17 protein-coding genes are annotated in these 17,855 nt (G+C 75.6%); 10 read left to right on the forward strand and 7 right to left on the reverse strand.

The annotated features are described in order from the left end of the window. The first annotated feature begins 17 nt into the window (after positions 1-17). Positions 18-944: a class I SAM-dependent methyltransferase gene (locus BLS99_RS27605; protein WP_091045904.1), complete on the forward strand. Its 927-nt coding sequence runs from the start codon at positions 18-20 to the stop codon at positions 942-944. On the opposite strand, the gene BLS99_RS06960 is transcribed toward BLS99_RS27605, so the two are convergent. The 3 genes from BLS99_RS06960 to trhA form a co-directional block, all read right to left on the reverse strand. After that, the gene (locus BLS99_RS06960; RefSeq protein ID WP_091045908.1) at positions 830-1,270 is read right to left on the reverse strand and encodes a DoxX family protein; all 441 of its coding nucleotides are present in this window, start codon (positions 1,268-1,270) and stop codon (positions 830-832) included. The genes BLS99_RS27605 and BLS99_RS06960 overlap by 115 nt on opposite strands. A 101-nt stretch (positions 1,271-1,371) precedes the next feature. Then, positions 1,372-1,755 carry a DnaJ family domain-containing protein gene (locus tag BLS99_RS06965; protein ID WP_091045911.1) on the reverse strand — a complete coding sequence of 128 codons (384 nt, stop codon included), beginning with the start codon at positions 1,753-1,755 and terminating at the stop codon, positions 1,372-1,374. 41 nt (positions 1,756-1,796) lie between these two features. After that, positions 1,797-2,456: a PAQR family membrane homeostasis protein TrhA gene (trhA, locus tag BLS99_RS06970; protein WP_091045915.1), complete on the reverse strand. Its 660-nt coding sequence runs from the start codon at positions 2,454-2,456 to the stop codon at positions 1,797-1,799. 116 nt (positions 2,457-2,572) lie between these two features. On the opposite strand from trhA, the gene BLS99_RS06975 reads away from it, so the two are divergent. Then, entirely contained in the window at positions 2,573-3,757 is a 1,185-nt protein-coding gene (locus BLS99_RS06975; RefSeq protein ID WP_176953237.1) for a cation:proton antiporter, read from the forward strand. 83 nt (positions 3,758-3,840) lie between these two features. Further along, positions 3,841-4,359, forward strand: a complete 519-nt coding sequence (locus BLS99_RS26080) for a DUF2269 domain-containing protein (protein WP_176953238.1) — start codon at positions 3,841-3,843, stop codon at positions 4,357-4,359. Here BLS99_RS26080 and BLS99_RS06985 read toward each other — a convergent pair. After that, positions 4,286-5,428, reverse strand: a complete 1,143-nt coding sequence (locus tag BLS99_RS06985; protein ID WP_091045925.1) for a glycosyltransferase — start codon at positions 5,426-5,428, stop codon at positions 4,286-4,288. The two genes, BLS99_RS26080 and BLS99_RS06985, sit on opposite strands and share 74 nt — an antisense overlap. Positions 5,429-5,573: 145 nt before the next feature. Between BLS99_RS06985 and BLS99_RS27335 the strand changes: the two genes are divergently transcribed. After that, entirely contained in the window at positions 5,574-6,479 is a 906-nt protein-coding gene (locus BLS99_RS27335; RefSeq protein ID WP_091045929.1) for a hypothetical protein, read from the forward strand. Here the strand turns inward: BLS99_RS27335 and BLS99_RS06995 are convergent. Then, positions 6,436-7,206: a helix-turn-helix domain-containing protein gene (locus BLS99_RS06995; protein ID WP_091045933.1), complete on the reverse strand. Its 771-nt coding sequence runs from the start codon at positions 7,204-7,206 to the stop codon at positions 6,436-6,438. The genes BLS99_RS27335 and BLS99_RS06995 overlap by 44 nt on opposite strands. 158 nt (positions 7,207-7,364) lie before the next feature. Between BLS99_RS06995 and BLS99_RS26085 the strand changes: the two genes are divergently transcribed. After that, entirely contained in the window at positions 7,365-8,054 is a 690-nt protein-coding gene (locus BLS99_RS26085; protein WP_091045937.1) for a hypothetical protein, read from the forward strand. A gap of 294 nt (positions 8,055-8,348) precedes the next feature. On the opposite strand, the gene BLS99_RS07005 is transcribed toward BLS99_RS26085, so the two are convergent. Next, the gene (locus BLS99_RS07005) at positions 8,349-8,861 is read right to left on the reverse strand and encodes a helix-turn-helix domain-containing protein (protein WP_091045940.1); all 513 of its coding nucleotides are present in this window, start codon (positions 8,859-8,861) and stop codon (positions 8,349-8,351) included. Beyond that, positions 8,861-11,293, reverse strand: a complete 2,433-nt coding sequence (locus BLS99_RS07010) for a helix-turn-helix transcriptional regulator (RefSeq protein WP_218126325.1) — start codon at positions 11,291-11,293, stop codon at positions 8,861-8,863. The genes BLS99_RS07005 and BLS99_RS07010 overlap by 1 nt, the downstream gene beginning before the upstream one ends. 248 nt (positions 11,294-11,541) lie before the next feature. Here BLS99_RS07010 and BLS99_RS07015 point away from each other — a divergent pair, with 248 nt between their 5' ends. From BLS99_RS07015 to BLS99_RS07035, 5 genes are all read left to right on the forward strand, one after another. Next, the gene (locus BLS99_RS07015) at positions 11,542-12,996 is read left to right on the forward strand and encodes a dynamin family protein (RefSeq protein WP_245712180.1); all 1,455 of its coding nucleotides are present in this window, start codon (positions 11,542-11,544) and stop codon (positions 12,994-12,996) included. Between the two features lie 32 nt (positions 12,997-13,028). Continuing rightward, positions 13,029-13,622: a nucleotide exchange factor GrpE gene (locus BLS99_RS07020; RefSeq protein WP_143034712.1), complete on the forward strand. Its 594-nt coding sequence runs from the start codon at positions 13,029-13,031 to the stop codon at positions 13,620-13,622. Continuing rightward, positions 13,619-15,547: a dynamin family protein gene (locus tag BLS99_RS07025; protein ID WP_091045953.1), complete on the forward strand. Its 1,929-nt coding sequence runs from the start codon at positions 13,619-13,621 to the stop codon at positions 15,545-15,547. The genes BLS99_RS07020 and BLS99_RS07025 overlap by 4 nt, the downstream gene beginning before the upstream one ends. Continuing rightward, positions 15,540-16,040, forward strand: a complete 501-nt coding sequence (locus BLS99_RS07030) for a hypothetical protein (protein ID WP_091045956.1) — start codon at positions 15,540-15,542, stop codon at positions 16,038-16,040. Before BLS99_RS07025 ends, BLS99_RS07030 begins: the two co-directional genes overlap by 8 nt. 479 nt (positions 16,041-16,519) lie before the next feature. Then, a complete protein-coding gene (locus tag BLS99_RS07035) occupies positions 16,520-17,782 on the forward strand; it encodes a J domain-containing protein (protein ID WP_176953239.1) in 1,263 nt (420 codons plus the stop codon). Positions 17,783-17,855: the final 73 nt, after the last annotated feature.

Genomic DNA, 17,855 nt, shown 5'->3' on the forward strand with positions numbered 1-17,855 from the left:
CTGCTAGGGTCCCGGCGATGACTTCTCATGACGGGCCGTCGCGGTACGGCCATCTCGACTGCAACTCCCCCATCGCCGCGTGGCGCTTCGACCGGCAGGTCGCGGAGTGCGCGTCGTTCGCGCCGGAGACGATCCTCGACATCGGGTGCGGGTGGGGCGAGCTGCTCCAGCGCGTGGCCGAGCGGGTCCCGGGCGCGCGGGCGGTGGGGGTCGATTCGGACGTGGAGCTGCTGGAGCGGGGCCGGGCGGGTGCGGCCCGGCGCGGGATCGCCGACCGGGTCGAGTTCGTGGAGTACCGGGGCGAGGCGTGGACGGAGCCGGCGGACCTGGTGGTGTGCATCGGGGCGGCGCACGCGTTCGGGACGGGCCCGGAGGCGGTCGCGGCGCTGGCGGAGCTGGTGAAGCCGGGTGGGCGGCTGCTGTTCGGGGACGCGGTGTGGGCGCGGGAGCCGTCGGAGGCGGACCTGGCCCGGATGTGGCCGGAGACGTCCGCCGCGGACTGGGTGTCGCTGCCGGATCTGGTGGACGCGGCGGTGGAGGCGGGCCTGCGGCCGTTGCGGGTCGAGTCGGTGGAGCAGTCCGAATGGGACGACTTCGAGTCCGAGTTCCTGGCGGACAAGGAGTTCTGGCTCCAGGCGAATCCGCGCCACGAGCGGGCCGCGGAGGTCCGGGAGGCCGCGGACGCGCATCGTGCCTGGTGGCTGCGGGGTCACCGCGGTGTGCTCGGGTTCGCGTATCTGACGCTGGGGCGCGCGGTAGCGTTAGCGGTGTGGGCACGGCCCGGACCCGGTGGGGGTCCGGGCCTTCGTCGTCTCCTCCCCCGGGTGCGTCAGAGGGCGGCGAGGACGCACAGGGCGATGAAGAGGACCTGTTCGGCGGTGCGGATGCCGAGGGGGGTGGCGGGTTTCCCGGCGAGGGGGACGCCGCGCTTGGCGGCGGAGTAGTTCGCGGGGAACATGGCGGCGAGCAGGAGTGCGAGGCAGGCCGCGGCGGCGGGTGCGGTGGCGGGGACGAGGAGTCCTGCGGCGCCGGCGAGTTCGAGGACGCCGGTGAGGGCGACGAGCGCGGCGGGTGCGGGCAGGCGCGGTGGGACCATGCGGACCATGTCGTCGCGGAACTTGGGCGCGAAGTGGACGGCGCCGGTGAGGGCGAACATGGCGGCGAGGCCGATGCGCAGGCACATTTGCCAGTCGTCGAGGGCGTCGGCGCCGAGGAGCCCGGCGAGGCGGGCGAGGAGGGTGGCGGCGGTGAGGGTGATGATGGGTGCCATGGGGCTGCCTTCGGTGGTGGGCGCGAAGCCGGTCTTGACAGTGTCAAGTTAAGGGTGCGCCGGGAACTGGACACTGTCAAGTCCATGGGCTGTGGTGTGCGCTACCGGCGCGAGCGCCAGGCCGCGACCGCCTCGTCGGCGTCGACGGGCCCGAACCGCAGCGGCGGGCCCTCGACCGGGCCGATGAGCGCCTTGCGGATCCGCGTGTTCAACTCCCCCACCGCCGCGCGCACCGCGGCCTCGTCGGCCAGCGCGTCGAGGGCGGCGGGGAGGTCTTCGCGTTCCTTGGCGAGGCGGAGGGCGGGCGGGAGGGCGTCGGGGCCGAGGGGGTCGCGGGCGGCCTGCTGGTGGAGCCACCAGTCGTCGTGGAGGGGGCGGTCGAGGCCGGGGAGGGGCTTGCCGGCGCCGGGGAGGTTCTTGAAGTCGCCGCGGGCTTCGGCTTCCTGGATGGCGCGGTCGACGCCTCTGGCCTGGCGGTCGCTCATGGCGGCGCTCCCCTCGTGGTCGGGTGCCGCAATGGTATCGGTCAGGTGGCGGCTTGGACGACGAGTGCGACGGCGGTGAACTGGGCGGTGTAGGCGGCGAGGGTGAAGGCGTGGAAGACCTCGTGGAAGCCGAACCACTGGAGGGAGGGGTTGGGTTTCTTGAGGGCGTAGACGAGGGCGCCGACGGTGTAGAGGACGCCGCCGGTGTAGATGAGGATCGTGGCGGCGAGGCCGGCGCCGGCGAGGAGTTGCGGGGTGACGGCGACGGCGGACCAGCCGAGGACGATGTAGAGGGCGGTGTAGAGCCAGCGGGGGGCGTCGTGCCAGAGGATGCGGAAGAGGACGCCGAGGGCGGCGCCGGTCCAGATGACGGTGAGGAGGGCGGTGCGGGGGGTGCCGTGGAGGGCGAGGGCGGCGATGGGGGTGTAGGTGCCGGCGATGATGAGGTAGATGTTGGCGTGGTCGAGGCGTTTGAGGACGGCGGTGGTCTTGTCGGGGAGGTCGGTGCGGTGGTAGAGGGCGGAGACGCCGAAGAGGGCGGCTGAGGCGGCGGTGTAGACCGCGGCGGTGAGGCGGCCGGGGAGGGTGGGGGCGGTGGCGGTGAGGGCGAGTCCGGCGAGGAGTGCGATGGGGAGGGCGCCGAGGTGGAGCCAGCCGCGGAGGCGGGGTTTGGGGTGGGTGTACGCGGGTGCCAGTGCCATGGTTCGAGGCTACGTCCGCGGGTTACCGGTCGGTAGTGCCGCTGCTCCCCCGAATGGTGGTGGGGTTAGGCCCCGAACGGGCGGCGTGCGGGGGTTGCGCGGTTTACGCTGCGGCCGTGGACTGGGACGGGGTGCTGGTGTTGGCGGTGGCGGCGGTGGCGGCGCCGCTGCTGGTGGACCGGGTGGAGCGGTGGGTGCGGCTGCCGGGCGTGGTGGTGGAGATCGTGCTGGGGGTGCTCATCGGTCCGCAGGTGCTGGGGCTGGTGCAGACGGGGGTGCTGCTGGAGACGGTGTCGCAGCTGGGGTTGGCGATGCTGTTCTTCCTGGCGGGGTTCGAGATCGACTTCCGGGCGGTGCGGGGGCGGCCGATCGGGTTCGCGGCGCTGGGTTGGGCGGTGTCGTTCGCTTTGGCGGTGCTGCTGCTGTGGGGGGTCGGTGCAGGGGGCGCGGTGCTGATCCTGGCGATCGGGTTGTGTTCGACGGCGCTGGGGACGATCCTGCCGATCGCGCGGGATTCGGGGCTGCTGGCGGGGCCGGTGGGGCCGCATCTGATGGCGGTGGGGGCGGTGGGCGAGTTCGCGCCGATCGCGCTGCTGGCGCTGTGCTTCTCGGAGGGGTCGCATTCGGGGCGCACGACGCTGGTGATCGCGCTGGTGGGGTTGGCGGTGGCGGCCGCGGTGTTCGGGTCGCTGCGGCGGTCGGCGCGGGTGGGGCGGCTCCTGTCGGCGACGCTGGGGACGAGTGCGCAGCTGGCGGTGCGGTTGTCGGTGCTGGTGCTGCTGGCGTCGGTGCTGCTGGCGGCGGAGATCGGGGTGGACATCGCGTTGGGGGCGTTCGCGGCGGGGGTGTGCATGCACGTGCTGCTGTCGGCGCTGGACGAGCGGGAGGAGGCGCTGGTGCAGTCGAAGCTGGACGGGATCGGGTTCGGGGCGGTGGTCCCGGTGTTCTTCGTGTACACGGGGGTGACGTTCGATCTGGACGCGCTGGTGGGCTCGCCGGTGGCGCTGGCGCTGATCCCGGTGTTCCTGGCCGCGTTCGCGCTGGTGCGTGGCGCGGTGACGTGGGTGTTCGCGCGCGGGTCGCTCGTCGGGGGTGACCGGCGGGCGCTGGCGGCGTTCGCGGCGACGCAGCTGCCGATCGTGGTGGTCGCGTCCGCGACGGCGGTGGAGCGGGGCCTGGTGGGCGAGGCGGTGGCGGCGGCGATGGTCGGTGCGGCGATGGTGTCGGTGCTGCTGTTCCCGCTGGCGGGGTTGCGGTGGGCGCGGCGCTCGACCGCGGCGGTGGCGGCGGAGCCGATCTAGGCGCGGGTCCGCGCCCGGGCGTAGGGGCGGATACGTCCGCGCGCGGATGTGCCGCCTGGGGGCGGGCCGCGATCGTGGACGGTATGAGAAAGCTACGCCGACCGGCCTACCGGTTCTTCATCGTCGCCCATGTCGCCTCGTCGGTCGCCTGGCTCGGGTTGAGCCTGAGCCTGCTGGTCCTGGCCGTGCGGGCGGTGACCGCGTCGGACGCGGGCGACCAGTTCGCGGCCGGCACCGCGATGGACGCGCTGGCGTCGACCCTGTCCCTGCCGATCGGCGCGGTCGCGATCGCGACCGGGCTGGTCCTGATGTTCGGCACCCGGTGGGGGCCGTCGCACAAGTGGGTGCTCACCAAGCTCGTGCTCACGTGCGCGGCGTATGCGGCGACGGTGTTCGCGCTCCTGCCGGGCCTGGACGAGCTCGCCGCGCTCGTGGACCCGGACCGGGTGCGGACGGTGGACGCCGGCGTCCTCTACGGGCCGGTCGTGTCCTCGCTGATCTACCTCGGTTCGACGGTCCTGTCGTACGTCAAGCCGTGGGGACGGCTGGGCGCGAGGCGCGCGCCGGCCCCAGCACGAGTGCCCGCCCGTAGTGCTCGATGAGCGCGTCGCCCTCGGCCTCCCAGGTGCGTCCGCGCACCTTCAGGCGCCCGCGCCGGCCCCACTGGCGCAGCACGTCCCGGCGCCCGGCCAGGGACGCGACCAGGCCCGCCAGCGAGGCGGGGTCGCCGGCCGGGAAGTGGGTGCCGTCGACGCCGGGGTCGACGAGTTCGGCGGCGCCGCCGGCGTCGACGGCGAGGACGGCGACCCCGGAGGCGTGGGCCTCCTGGATGGTCTGGCCGAACGTCTCGAAGGGGCCGGTGTGGACGAACAGGTCGAGGGAGGCGTACAGGCGGGAGAGGTCTTCGCCGTGGAGGGCGCCGAGGAAGGACGCCTGCGGGAGGAGGCGTTCGAGGGCGCGGCGGCGGGGGCCGTCGCCGGCGATGACGAGGCGCACGCCGGGGAGGTTCGCGACGTCGGCGAGCCAGTGGAGCTGCTTCTCGCGGGCGAGGCGGCCGACGTAGCCGACGAGGAGTTCGCCGTCGGGGGTGAGGGCGTCGTGGAGGGTCGTGTCGCGGAAGTCGGGGTGGAAGCGGTCGGTGTCGACGCCGTGCGGGAGGACGGCGACGGAGCCGATGCCCTGGTCGGTGAGGTCGCGTGCGGTGCAGTTGGAGAGGGCGAGGTTGACGGCGGCGCGCGAGTGGATGGACTTGAGGCGCTTCCACACGAGCTGTTCGAACGCGGTGAGGTGGTAGGCGCGGGTGTAGGCGGGCAGGTCGGTCTGCCAGACGGCGACGGCGGGGACGCCGCGGCGTTCGGCCCAGGCGGCGGCGCGGGCGGTGTATCCGAAGGGGGAGGCGAGGTGGACGACGTCGGGGCGGTGGGCGTCGAGGGCGTCGTCGAGGGCGCGGGTGGCCAGGCCGGCGCGGAAGTGCCGGTAGGCGGGGAGGCGCACGGAGGGCACGTGGACGACGGGCCAGTCGAAGACCGGGCGGGGGCCGGGGCCGGGCGCGGGGGCGATGACGACCGGTTCGATCCCGCGCGAGGCCAGGTGCGCCGCGGCGCGTGCGACGGAGCGGGCCACGCCGTTGACTTGCGGCGGGAAGGACTCGGTGACCAGTGCGACTCTCATGCCCGGAGCTTAAAGGCGCAGGTGGGCGCGGGAGGGAAGGACACATGTCGCGGGTCTGAACCGCAGTCGATATTCGTTGTGGGGCGTGTCCGGTTCGTTCAAGCGCGGGGGCGGTGCGGGTTCTAGCGTGGCGGGTATGAGACGGATGAGTGCAGACGTGGAGGCCAGGGCGGCGCGGTTCGTGTGGCGCACCGGTGGACTGGTGGACCAGCGCCGTATGGAGGCGTGCCTGGGGGCAGGGTCGGCGGGGGCGGGGTCGGTGCGGGCGGCGGTGCTGGCGCACCGGACCGGGGACGGGGGGTTCGCGTACGGGATCGAGCCGGACGTGAAGGGGCCCGAGGCGCAGCCGCTGTCGGCGATGGGCGCGGTCGAGGTCCTGGCCGAGGTCGGGGCGCTCGATGCGGCGACGGGGGCGGGGGTGTGCGGGTGGATGGCGCGGTGGACCGCGGCGGACGGGGGCGTCCCGGACCTGCTGGCGTCGATCGCGGCGTATCCGCATCCGCCGTGGGTCCAGGCCCCGCCGCAGGACCGCGGCGGGCTGCTCACCACGGCGCGGACGGCGGGGCTGCTGCGGGGCGCGGGGGTGGTGCACCCGTGGCTCGAGGGGGCGGTCGCGTTCTGCCGGGACCGGATCGACGCGCTGGCGGCGAGCCACCCGTACGAGGTGTTCAGTATCGCGGCGTTCCTCGCTAGCGAGCCGGACCGGGCGTGGGCCGAGGCGGCGGCCGAGCGCGTCGGGGCGATGGTGCGTGCGGGGCTGGTGCTGCTGGACCCGTCGGATCCGGGCGGGCAGGAGCCGCCGCCGGGGTACGCGCCCGGCGAGCACCACCTCGCCTGCGACTTCGCGCCCGCGCCGGGCAGTGTCGGCGCGGTCTGGTTCACCGGCGCGGAGATGACCGCCGCGCTGGACGCGCGGGCGGCGGAGCAGGAGGCGGACGGGGGCTGGCCGATCCACTACCGGCGCTGGCATCCGGGCATCGAGCAGCAGGCCCGCCCCGGGTACACGGTCAAGGCGGTGCGGACCCTCCGGGCGTGGGACGGGCACGCGTAGGGGCCCGGCCCGACCACCGGCGGACCTCGCGGGACAGGTGCGCCTGGTCGGCGTACCCGGCCTCGGCCGCTGTTCGCGCCCACTGCCCTGGGGCCGGGGCGGCGGTGGCGCGGCGGAAGCGGAGGATCTGCTCCAGGGTCTTGGGCCCGTACCCGGCCGCGTCGAGGATGCGGCGGCGCAGCTGCCGCTCCGAGAGCCCGAGTTCGCGGGCGAGGACCGGGAGCCGCAGCGGGCGGGGCCGGTTCAGGGCCGCCGCGGCGGCCAGCGCCACCGGGTCCGGCGCGTGGCCGTGGAGGGCCCGGTCGAGGAGCGCGTGCGCGAGGAGCCCGGCGGCGAGCCACGGGTCGGATTGGGCCGCAAGGCGATCGGCGAGCGCCCGGTCGTGCCGGGGGTCGCCGTGGCGGAGGTCGTCGAGGGCGGGCTGGGCGTCGCGGACCGCGGTCGCCGGGACCGGGCCCAGGAGGACCCGGGCCGCGCCCGGGCGCAGCCGCACCCCGGCGATCACCTCGCCCGGTGCGAGGGGGGTGTCGCGGGGGCCGGTGTCGGGGCCGGCGACCTCCAGCCTTCCTGCGCGCCACAGCAGGTCGGTGCACCCGTCCGGGACGATCAGGGCGGTGCCGGGGGCGGGGGCGCGGTGCACCCACAGGCACGCCGACCACGCTGCCGCGGCGGCGGGCGCGGGGCGCTCCTCATAGGCCGGTGCGGGCCCGGCCGGTGCCTCGTCCACTCCCCGACCGTAACGCGCTGCACCGACACCGCTCGCGGCGCGCGCGACTGCCGGGCGGGGCAGTGTCGGACCCTGCGGGTACGTATTGGAGGATGCAGACCAGTTCACCAGGCCGCGCCCGCCAGGGCCGCCTCCGAACCCATGTGAAGGAGCCCCCGATGTCACTGTCGAGTGCCGACATCGCCCATCTCGAAGCGGTGCTTGCGCAAGGCAAGAAGCCCAAGGTGGTGTTCACCGACGCGGCCGGGCAGGTCGCCGGCCGCACCGGCAAGGTCGTCGCCCTCGACCCCGCCGGCGTCGACGACTTCGTGCAGGTCGCCTTCGGGTCCGACGAGCTGTCGTTCTCCGCCGCGGAGCTGCGCCTGCCCGCGCCCGGCGAGGGCGCCCGGCGCACGGCCGCGCCGCGGCAGCGCTCGGCGGCCCCTTCGGGGCCCGGGCTGCTCCCCGACGACGCCCCCGCACCCGCACCGCAACCGAAACCCGAAGTGAGCGAGAGGAAGCCCGTGACCGAACCCGAGACCACGCCCGCGGCAGAGCCGGCCCCGGTAAAGAAGAAGACCGCCCGGCCCCGCGCCGCGGCCGCCAAGCACCCCGAGCTCCAGGTGATCTTGACCTATGAGGACGGCGAGTGGTCGGTCGCCGCGAGCCGCGGCGCCCGCACGGTCGTCAAGGGCGCCAAGGTCGCCCACACGAACGCGCTGGCGATGTGCCAGGCCGCGGGCGCCGTCGAGGTCGAGGAGGTCGTCTCGGAGGTGGTCGAGAAGATCCGCTCCGAGGCCGCCGAGGAGGCCGCCCGGCTGCGCCGCCAGCTCGAAGAGGCCGAGGCGCGCCTCGCCGAACTGAAGTAGCGGGGACCTCCCGAAGGAGCAGCAGCCGCGGCCCGAACGCACCGGTTCGGGCGCGGAGCCGACGGGCCCGGGACGCCGCACGCCGGCGGACCGGGCCCGGCTGTATCCCATCCGGGTCCCCCACCCCGCCCGCCCTGGTGCACCGGCGGTTGCCCGTGCGGTTCACTGCGTATCGGTCGCTGATCGGGTCGTGGCAGGCTCCTCTCGGTCGTTTCCGACGGGGTGGGAGCCATAGTGCCGGGAGCGACCTGAAGGAGAGCTGAAGGCGCCTGAAGAGAGCTTCAGGAGGCGGGGTCAGTCGCGGGCGTGCTTGATGTAGATCATGACCGCTTCGCGGGTGGTCTTGACCCCCAGGGACTGCCGGGCGGCGGCGATGCGGCGGTTGGCGGTGCGCAGCGACACGAACTCGGCCTCCGCCGCGGCCGCGATCGTCGACCCCGAGGCGAGGCGGGCCAGCAGCGCCCGCTGCTCGGCGTCGAGGTCGAGCCCGTCGGCGGCCTCGGCCTTCCCCGGGGTCACCCCGAGGGGCCCGACGCGGCGCAGGTCCGCGGCCAGGTTCAACGCCAGCTGCCCCGAGGCGACGGCGATGATCCCCGCCCCGCGCGCGGCCGCGAGCACGGCCTGGGAGGCGGTGTGGTCGTCGCCGACCTGCCCGTGGCACACCAGGCGCCGGTCGGCCAGGTCCCACGCCGGCTCCAGCAGCGCGAACCCGCGGTGCGCCGACCAGCCCGCGGCCGCGCACCGGCGCACCAGCGCCTCGGCCTCGCCCGCCGCGGCGACCACGTGCAGGGGCACCTGCTCGCCCATCAGCCCTCACCGCCTTCCAGCGGCGCCGCCGACAGCAGCACGGCGGCCTCGGTGCGGGTCTTCGCACCGAGCTTGCGCATCCCTGAGCGGATGTGGGTCTCGACGGTCTCGGCGGTGATCCCGAGGATCTCGGCGATCCGCCGCGAGGGGTGCCCGGAGGCGACGTGCCGCAGCACCTCGGCCTCGCGGTCGGTCAGGCCCCCGCCCCCGCGCGCCGACCGGCGGTCGCGGCGCACGTCGTGCTTGCGCAGGCCCCGGCGGGCCCGCCCGGCCAGGACGATGAGGCCGTGCTCGTCGGCGATCCGCTCGGCCGCCTCCAGGGCGGCGACGGCCGCGTGCGGCTCACCCGAGTGCGCCGCCAGCGCCAGCAGGCAGCGGACCTGCTCGCGGGCGGCGAGGCCGTCCCACGCCGAGGCGGCCTGCGCGAACGGGCCCGGTGCGGCCTTGTCCCACGCCGCGAGGGTGGTCGCGACCGGGGCGGGCCAGGGGACGGCGTCGGCGGGCACCGGCTCGGTCCCGGTGTCGTAGGCGATCCACCGGCCGGTGATGTGCGCGAGCCCGCCGACCAGGCCCGGCTGGGCCTCGGGCGCCTCGGGCCCGGGCTGGCCGTCGAGCCACGCGGTCTCGTGCTCGAGCCAGGCGACGAGCCCGTCGAGCGCGGCGGGGGCGTCGTGCAGGCGCGACAGGCGCGCCCGCGCGGCCCCGAGGGCGCCGGTGTCGGCCTCGGCGAGCGCGATCGACGCGGCGATGAGCGTGTCGGCGACGGCCGGGAGGGCGTGGTCGGCCAGCGACTGGGCCGCGGCGATCACGTTGTCCAGGCCCGTGCCGGACAGGACCAGGCACCAGGCGGCGGCGGCGAGGAACCGGGTCTGCCACGAGTAGGCGCCGTCGGCGCCGGCCCGGTCGGCGGCCTCGTGGGCGACCGCTTCGGCCTCCACGAGGCGGGCGGCGTCGGCGAGGGCGATGACCCGCGACCACGCGCACCACGCGGCGGTGGTCGCGTCCCCGGCGGCGCGCGCGAGCGCTTCGGCCGCGGCGAGGGCGTCGGGGTCGTCCCCGGCGAGGGCGGCGGCGAGCCCGGGGTGGTCGGTGCCGGCGTAGATCGTGCGCAGTTCGAGCGCGAGCCCGGCCCGTTCGTGGACGGGCGCGCACAGCAGCCGCAGCTGGTCGGTCTCGGGCCCGGGCGGCGCGGCCTGGAGGGCGGCGCGGGCGCGGGGGGTCTCGCCCACGGCCAGGAGCGCCCAGGCGCGGACGACGGCGGTCTCCCCGTCGCTGCGGGGGGCGCGGTCGAGGACGGCGAGGGCGGCGTTGGTGCGCCCGGCCTCGAGGGCGGCGCGGGCGGCGGGGACGGCGTGGGCGCCGTCGAGCTCGGCCGCGAGCAGCAGGGCCTCGGCCCGGGTCTGAGGGGAGGCGTCGCGGGCGGCGGCGAGCGCGGCGGCCAGGGCGCGGTCGGCGAGGCCGGCGGCGTGGGCGTGGCGGGCGGCCTCGACGCCGGCGGTGGCGTCGGCGAGGTGCTCGTGCATCGACCGGCGGGCCTCGGCGTCGAGGATGCCCGCGGCGATCTCGGCCATCCACGGCGACGCGGGGCGCAGGAACGGGCCCTCCCACGCGGCCAGGCCCGCGTCGGCGAGGACCTGCGCGCCCTCGCCCAGCAGGCTCGGGTGCGCCGGGCGCCCGAGCAGGCCGAGGACGGCGAGGGCGGTGCGCCCGGCCCGGGGCAGGTCGGCGATCGCCGCGGCCGCCGCCGAGGCCGGGTCGCCGGGCGCGCCCGGGTCGGGTTCGGCCGCACCGGTGTGGGCGGCGCGGCGCGCCAGCGCGGTGAGCGCGAGCGGGTTGCCGCCGGCGCGGGCCGCGAGCGCGCCGGCGCGCGCCGGCGGCAGGGCGGGCGCGGCCTCGGCGACCAGCGCGGCGGCCTCGGCGTCGGTGAGCTCGGGGACGGGCACGACGACGGCGGCGGCGAGCAGGCGCGCGAGGGCGTCGTCGCCGAGCCGGTTGGGGATGCGCAGGGCCGCGGCGACCGGGAGCCGTTCGGCCAGGACCGGCAGGACCGCGAGCGTGGCCGCGTCGCACCACTGGAGGTCGTCGATGACGAGCAGGCCCCCGCGGGTGCGGGAGTAGACGGCCTCGGCCAGGAGCGGGAGGTCCCCGGCGGGCATGCGGGCGCGGGTGGCGCGTTCGAGCGCGAGCGCGGGCTGCCCGGAGAGCATCGCCAGGCCCCCGCCGGCGTGCACGGGCCGCTTGGAGGCGCGGGCGAGCCGCTCCAGGAGCCGGGTGCGGCCGGAGCCGGGCGGGCCGGTGACGACCACCAGGCCCGGTCCCGCCAGCGCGCCGGCCATGGCGCGCAGCGCATCGTCACGGTTCGCGACCGCGCCGGGCGGGGGCGGTGCGGCGACGCGGGGCGCCAGTCCGGGAGTGGGCGGCGGGGCGGCCAAGGGGGCTCCTAACGCTGTGGCACGAATGGGGGAGGCGGCCGGGCGGCTGCGGTTTGTAATCTCGTGTTGTCGACCGACGGCCGACGCCTCTCATGATATTGCGGAAGCTTCGATGCCGCAGACCGGCGTCGGCGGCCGAAGCGCCGCAGACCGGCGCGGGCCCCGATCATCGGGACCGACGAGACTAGCAGGAGAGGGCGGACGCGGGGACCATGGTGGCAGGTCAACTCACCACGAGCGTGGCGAGCATGTGCGAGGAACTGGCCGGGAAGGTCAGCAGCGCGTCGCGTCCCGTGGTCGAGGAGGTCGCCGGCCGCCTCGGGCAGCCGTTGCGGGTCGCGGTCGCCGGGCGGTTGAAGGCCGGGAAGTCCACGCTCGTGAACGCGCTCATCGGGCGGCGGGTCGCGCCGACGGCGGCGGGCGAGTGCACCCGGGTGGTGACGCAGTTCCGGTACGGCCCGGCCGACCGGGTCGACGTGGTCGCCCGCAACGGGTCCAAGCACGCCGTCCCGCTGGACGCGAACGGGATGATCCCCACGACGCTGCCGATCCCGGCCGACGAGGCCGCGATGATCGACGTGCAGCTGTCCTCGGACCGGCTGCGGGACCTGACCGTGGTCGACACGCCCGGCCTCCAGTCGGTGAACACCGACATCTCGGAGGCGGCGCGGGAGATGCTGTTCGCCGCCCCGATCGCCGAGGACGTCGACGACGACTCCAAGGCCGCCGTCGAGTCGGCCGAGGCGATCATCTACGTGTTCACCCAGCAGGTCCGCGCCGACGACGTCGACGCCCTGGAGGCGTTCGCGAAGGCGTCCCAGCAGCTCTCCTCCTCCCCCATGAACGCCCTGGGCCTGTACAACAAGGCGGACAAGCTCGCGCCCGGGCCCGGGCAGGACCCGTGGCCGGTGGCCGGGCCGATCGCCGGCGACCAGGCGAACGTCCTGCGCCGCTCGGTGTGCGACGTCGTCCCCGTCGTGGGGCTGCTCGCCGAGACCGCCGAGGCCGGGCTCTTGACGGCCGCCGACTGCGAGGCCCTGCGCACCCTCGCCGGGCTCGGCGAGGAGAAGCGGGCGCTCATGCTCGCCTCCGCGGGCCTGTTCCTGTCCACCGAGAGCCCGGTCGACAAGCACCAGCGCCAGCGCCTGCTCGAGCGCCTGGACCTGTACGGCATCCACTTCGCGATCGCGCACCTGCAGGCGAGCCCGCACCTGGCGACGGGGGAACTGGTGCGGCTGCTGTTCGCCGCCTCGGGGTTCCCGCGCCTGCGCACGACCCTGCACCAGATCTTCGGGGTCCGCGCCGACGTCATCAAGGCCGGATGGGCCCTGGGGCGCCTGGACGCGGCCGCGGCCTCCGGGCCCGCGGCCGACCGCGACCTCCTGCGGGGCGCGGTCGAGTCGATCGTCGCCCGCCCCGAGTACCACCGGCTCCCGCTGCTGGAGGCGGCCGCGCAGGTCACCACCGGGCAGGTGGCCCTGCCTGAGGCCATGGAGGCCGAGGTCGCCCGGCTCGCGCTCACCGACGACGCCGGCGTGGTCCTGGGCCTGCCGGATGCGCCGCGCCCGCAGCTGCGGCGCGCCGCCATCGAGGCGGCCGCGCGCTGGCGGGCCTTCGCCAACGGCGGCGCCACCCCGTCCCAGGCCAGGGTGGCGAACGTGGTGCATCGTGGTTTCCATCTGCTGGCCCAACGACTCGGCTGACCCCGTCACCGTTACGACCTAAGGAGAGCAAAGTGACGAATCGACTCGGCGGACCGCTGGTGGGGGCCCTCGTGGGCCTCGCCGCCGCGGCCCTGGGCGCGGTGTTCCTCACCGGCGGCGGGTTCGATGCGCGCGTCCTGGGCATAGCCGCCGGCTCGGTCCTGGTCACCGCCGCCGTCGCGTTCGCCGCCGGCAGGTCCATCGCCGCCCCCGCCGCCAAGGCCGCGGCGCTCAACCCCCCGCCGTTCGCGCCCCCCGCCGGCACCGGCGCGGTCTCCGGGGCGATCCCGGTCGGCCAGCTCGCCGACTCCGCCCGCGCCGCCCAGAACACCACCGACCGGACCGTCCTGGTCGAGACCTGCATCTGGATGCGCGACCGCGCCACCTCCCCCGCGCTTGCCCAGCACCTGGACGGCGCGTTCGCGAAGGTCGGCGTCAACCCCGTCGACGCCACCGGGCAGCGCTTCGACCCGGCCGTCCACGAGGCCGGCTCCACCGTCGCCGCCCGCGGGCCCGCCGACGAGGGCATCATCGCCCGCACCGAGCAGATCGGCTACACCGACCGGGGCCGCATCGTGCGCCACCCGATCGTCACCGTCTACCGGGGCCAGGGGGTGCGGGCATGACCGACACCGCCGCCCCCGCCGCGGCCGCCTCCCCGCCGCAGCCGGCGCCCGCGAAGAAGGCCGCCGCGAAGCCGAACCCGGCCGTGGCGATCCACAAGCTGTGCGTCAAGGCCGCGAAGGCCGGGAACGCGTCGCTGCGCACCGTCGACGCCCGCGCGGCGGCCGAGGTGGACGAGGTCGCGCGCTGGCAGCCGGACAAGCCCGTCGCCGTCGTGGTCGGCGAGACCAAGCGCGGCAAGTCCTCGCTGGTGAACGCCCTGCTGGGCATGCCGGGCCTGTCGCCGGTCGACGCCCAGGTCGCCACCACCGCGTACCTGGAGTTCGCGTACGCCGACCAGGCGTCGGTGCGGGCCTGGCAGCCCGGCGCGGCCGACCCGATGCTCCTGGGCGTGGGCGACCTGCGCAACTGGGCGACGCGCCTGGGCACGATGCCGCCGGGGATGGTCCCGCCGCGGCGCATGCTCGTCGGCCACCCCTCGGCGCTGCTCAAGCACATGTCGGTGGTGGACACGCCCGGGACCGGCGGCCTGGACCCCGACCACGCGGTGATCGCGCTGGAGGCGGTCGCGCGGGCGACGTGCCTGATCATGGTCACCGACGCCTCGTCGCCGATGGCGAAGACGGAGCTGGACTTCCTCACCGAGGCGTCCAAGCGCGTGAACTTCGTGGTGTTCGCGCTGACGAAGACCGACACGTACCCGGGGTGGAAGACCGTCCTGGAGGAGAACCGGTCGCTGATCGAGGCGCACGCGCCCCGGTTCCGCAACGCCCCGCACTTCCCGGTGTCGGCGATGCTCGCCGAGCACGCCCTGAACTCGCAGGGCCCCACCCGCCAGGCCCTGGCGAAGGAGTCGGGGATCGGGAAGATGCAGCGGGCCCTGGTCAAGGTGGGCGCCGCGGGGAAGGCCCTGGTGGCCGCGAACGTGGTGCGCGCGGTGCGCACCGAGTTCTCCCGCCTCGCCGTCTCGGCGCAGGAGGACATGAAGGCGTACGACCCCGACCCTGAGACCGCCAACCGGCTCAAGGAGGAGAAGAAGTCGGCGCTGAACGCGCGCCGCACCGAGACGAAGAAGGCGAACCTCGCGCTGCGCGTGGAGACCCAGCGGGCCAAGATCGAGGTCCAGGGGCGCCTGCGCGCGCACCTCCAGGAACTGGAGGAGGCCCTGCTCAACGAGTTGGAGAAGGCGAACAAGGCGGCCCTGGAGTCGCTGCCGCAGCGCATCGACATCGCCCTGCAGGGCATCGCCGCGCGCCTGTCCGGGGAGCTGCACCAAAGGTTCGTGCTGCTGGCCGAGCGCGTGCTGCGGCAGGTGTTCACCGAGGACGAGCTCATGCAGGCCACGAACTCGATCTCGGCGGGCCTGCGGGCCGCGGCGTCGGGCCGGGCCCGCCGGGACGCGAACCAGGACGGGGCGCTGCTCATGGCGTCCTCGGCGGGTGTGGCGATGATGGCCGGGCGCGCGGTGACCGCCGGTGCGGGCATGATCGGCCTGACCGCGGTGGCCGGGTCGGTCGCGTCGGTGGCGCTGACGGCCTCGGGTGTGGGCATCGGCCTGGCCGCGGCCGCGTTCCTGCTGTACCGCCGCAAGATCCAGGGCGACCGGCAGGCCGCCAAGCAGTGGGTGCAGCGCGTGATCGCCGAGGCCCGCGCGAACCTCAACGAGGAGATCGGGTTCCGGTTCACCGAGGTCGAGTTCGTGTTCAACTCCACGCTGGACGACGCCCTGGAGCGGCGCGCCGCCGAATTCGACGCGCGGATCTCCGCGGCCGAGAACGCCGCGAAGGCCGACCAGGCCGCCCGGGCCAAGAAGCAGGCCGCGCTCAAGCAGCGCCGCGACTCCATGGCCCAGAAGGTCAAGCAGCTCGACGAGGTGCTCGCCAAGGCCCGCACCCTCGTACCAGGAGATGAGGAATCCGATGGATGAGTTCGACGAGTTCGACCCTGAAGGGGGCGACGGCGACTTCCCCGACCTCGACGACGACGGCCAGGAGGCCCCCGGGTTCGACGAGTTCGACACCGGCGAGGTTCCCGACGAGGACGGCCTGGACGCGTTCGCGTTCGACGACGACCTCGACGAGGACGCGCCGCTCGACGAGGCGTTCGACGCCGAGTACGAAGACGGCACTGTCGAGGACGCGGACGCGGACGCGGACGACGAGCCGGGCGGGGACGAGACCGCGTACGCGGCCACCTACGAGGACCTGCTGCTCGACGAGGCCGACAACCCGCCGACGTTCCCGCCCGAACTCGACCTGGACGTGCCCGAGCCCGTCGACGGCTACCCGTGGGTCGACCTGGACGCCCTCGGGTCGGCCGAGGCCGAGCCGTGGGTGAACTCGGTGGACGCCTCCGAGTACGCCATCGCCGACATCGACGACCCGGCCGCGCAGGCGCTCGCGCGCTTCTGGCAGGGCTAGCGGACCGCGGTTCGGCGGGCCCGGCAGCCGCCGACCGGTGCACCGGCCCCGCGCCTTCGGGCGCGGGGCCGTCCGCGTGCGCGCCCCGCCCGCACCCGCACCTTGCATCGACAATAGTGAATGGCACCGGTGTGCACTGTCCGATGTCGCCTGCCCCGGGTCCGCCGCCGCAATGGCGCAAAGCGCCGGCCCGGTCCCCTCCGGCGGCGCCGCGTTTCGCCGAAGACGCTCGCGGGGAGGGGAAACCGCAGGCCGGAAGGGGCGGGGCCCGTCCCACCGGGGCGCCGTGGGGGCTCCACTGTGGCGCTGCGCGGGCCCGGGAGGCGAAGTCCCGGCCACGACAGGCTGAATTTTCGGGACCTGCCGACACCGAAAGGGGCGAACCGGCGGTAGATTGGGGGCTCCATTACCGTCGAGTCCGACGCCCGATCCCCTCGCCGGGCACAGGCCCGTCCCCGTACGACCGACCGGGAGCCGTGGTGAACGAACCAGACCACTACCGCGTCCTCGGGGTGAGCCCGCAGGCACCACGCAACGAGATCCAGGCCGCCTACCGCAGGCGCCTGCGCGAGACCCATCCCGACCGCGGCGGCGACGAGGGCGAGTTCCACCTCGTCCAAGGCGCCTGGGAGACGCTCTCGCACCCCGGGCTGCGCCGCGAGTACGACCTGCTGCGCTTCGGGCGCCGCGCCGCCCGCCGCTACGGCCGGGCCGCCGCCAAGCCCGCGCACCGCAAGGTCCGCGGCTGGAACGTCGCGCCCGCGCCCGCACCGGTGCAGCACGCGTTCCCCGCCGAGGGCGCCCTCGTGGCCGTCCCCTGGCACGCCCGGCTGCGGCGCCTGCGCCCGGTCTACCGGCCCTCCGCGTGGACCGCCGCGGCCCTGTGCACCGCGGCGGCGGCCGTGTGGGTGTTCATGGGGCTCGGCTTCCTCGGGCAGGCCCTGGCCTCCGACTCGTGGGTGTTCCTCATCCTCGCCATCCCGGTGACGATCGCGGTCGCGATGATCGTGGCCGTCCAGACCAGCCGGGCCCTGCGCCGGCGCCCCGACCGGTCCCCGCCCCCGCCGACCGGGCGGCTGGTCATCGCGGCCCTGTTCGCCGCCGCCGTCATCGTCCTCGCCGGGCCCTCGACGCCGTGGGGCTGGGCCCTGGGCGTGTACGTCCTCACCGGCGCCGGCCTCGCCTGGACCGTCAAGCGGCTGCGGTTCACCATCGCGCTGCGCCGCACCGTGGGCGGGGCCCTGCGCCAGTTCAACGCGTTCGGGCCCGCCGGGACCCGCCCGAAGGCCGACCGGCCCACCGGGAAGCTCCTGCGCGAGGTCCTCACCAACCTCCCCGCCGCGCGCCTGTTCGTGGCGCTCCCGGCCGAGGAGGACACGCGGGTGCCGCACGCGATCGTGTGCGGCGACCGGATCGCGCTGCTGTGCGCGCCGGTGGGCCGCGACAGCGCCGACGTCGACTCGGTGAACCTCCCCGAGGCCGTCAAGGCCCTCGACGCCGCGCTCCCGGACGCGCACGTCCAGGGGTGGGTGCTGTGGCCGACCCTGCCCGAGACCGCGCGCGCCGGGGAGTCCGCCGCGGTCCACGACGTCGCCGTCGCCCAGGCCGCGGCCGACATCGGCCTGTGGCTCGCCGCCGGCGGCGCGGTCTACGACCTGCCGGTGCTCCAGGCCCTGCGGATGCGCCTGGCGGCCGTCCCGGCCCCCCGCACCGGCGAGCGCACCGCCGTCGTCAGAGCCTGAACGACCCGCCCGCATCCGTCCCTCACGCTGCGCTTCCGTGCGCTCCGTGAGCAATCGCACCCTCCACACGGGC

Origin of the sequence: Glycomyces sambucus, assembly GCF_900102815.1 — a bacterium.
Taxonomy (GTDB): domain Bacteria; phylum Actinomycetota; class Actinomycetes; order Mycobacteriales; family Micromonosporaceae; genus Glycomyces; species Glycomyces sambucus.

Coding starts and splice junctions, on each gene's coding strand:
- BLS99_RS27605 (WP_091045904.1), top strand. CDS start 18: ATGACTTCTCATGACGGGCCGTCGCGGTACGGCCATCTCGACTGCAAC.
- BLS99_RS06960 (WP_091045908.1), bottom strand. CDS start 1,270: ATGGCACCCATCATCACCCTCACCGCCGCCACCCTCCTCGCCCGCCTC.
- BLS99_RS06965 (WP_091045911.1), bottom strand. CDS start 1,755: ATGAGCGACCGCCAGGCCAGAGGCGTCGACCGCGCCATCCAGGAAGCC.
- trhA (WP_091045915.1), bottom strand. CDS start 2,456: ATGGCACTGGCACCCGCGTACACCCACCCCAAACCCCGCCTCCGCGGC.
- BLS99_RS26080 (WP_176953238.1), top strand. CDS start 3,841: ATGAGAAAGCTACGCCGACCGGCCTACCGGTTCTTCATCGTCGCCCAT.
- BLS99_RS06985 (WP_091045925.1), bottom strand. CDS start 5,428: ATGAGAGTCGCACTGGTCACCGAGTCCTTCCCGCCGCAAGTCAACGGC.
- BLS99_RS27335 (WP_091045929.1), top strand. CDS start 5,574: ATGAGTGCAGACGTGGAGGCCAGGGCGGCGCGGTTCGTGTGGCGCACC.
- BLS99_RS26085 (WP_091045937.1), top strand. CDS start 7,365: ATGTCACTGTCGAGTGCCGACATCGCCCATCTCGAAGCGGTGCTTGCG.
- BLS99_RS07005 (WP_091045940.1), bottom strand. CDS start 8,861: ATGGGCGAGCAGGTGCCCCTGCACGTGGTCGCCGCGGCGGGCGAGGCC.
- BLS99_RS07015 (WP_245712180.1), top strand. CDS start 11,542: ATGTGCGAGGAACTGGCCGGGAAGGTCAGCAGCGCGTCGCGTCCCGTG.
- BLS99_RS07025 (WP_091045953.1), top strand. CDS start 13,619: ATGACCGACACCGCCGCCCCCGCCGCGGCCGCCTCCCCGCCGCAGCCG.
- BLS99_RS07030 (WP_091045956.1), top strand. CDS start 15,540: ATGGATGAGTTCGACGAGTTCGACCCTGAAGGGGGCGACGGCGACTTC.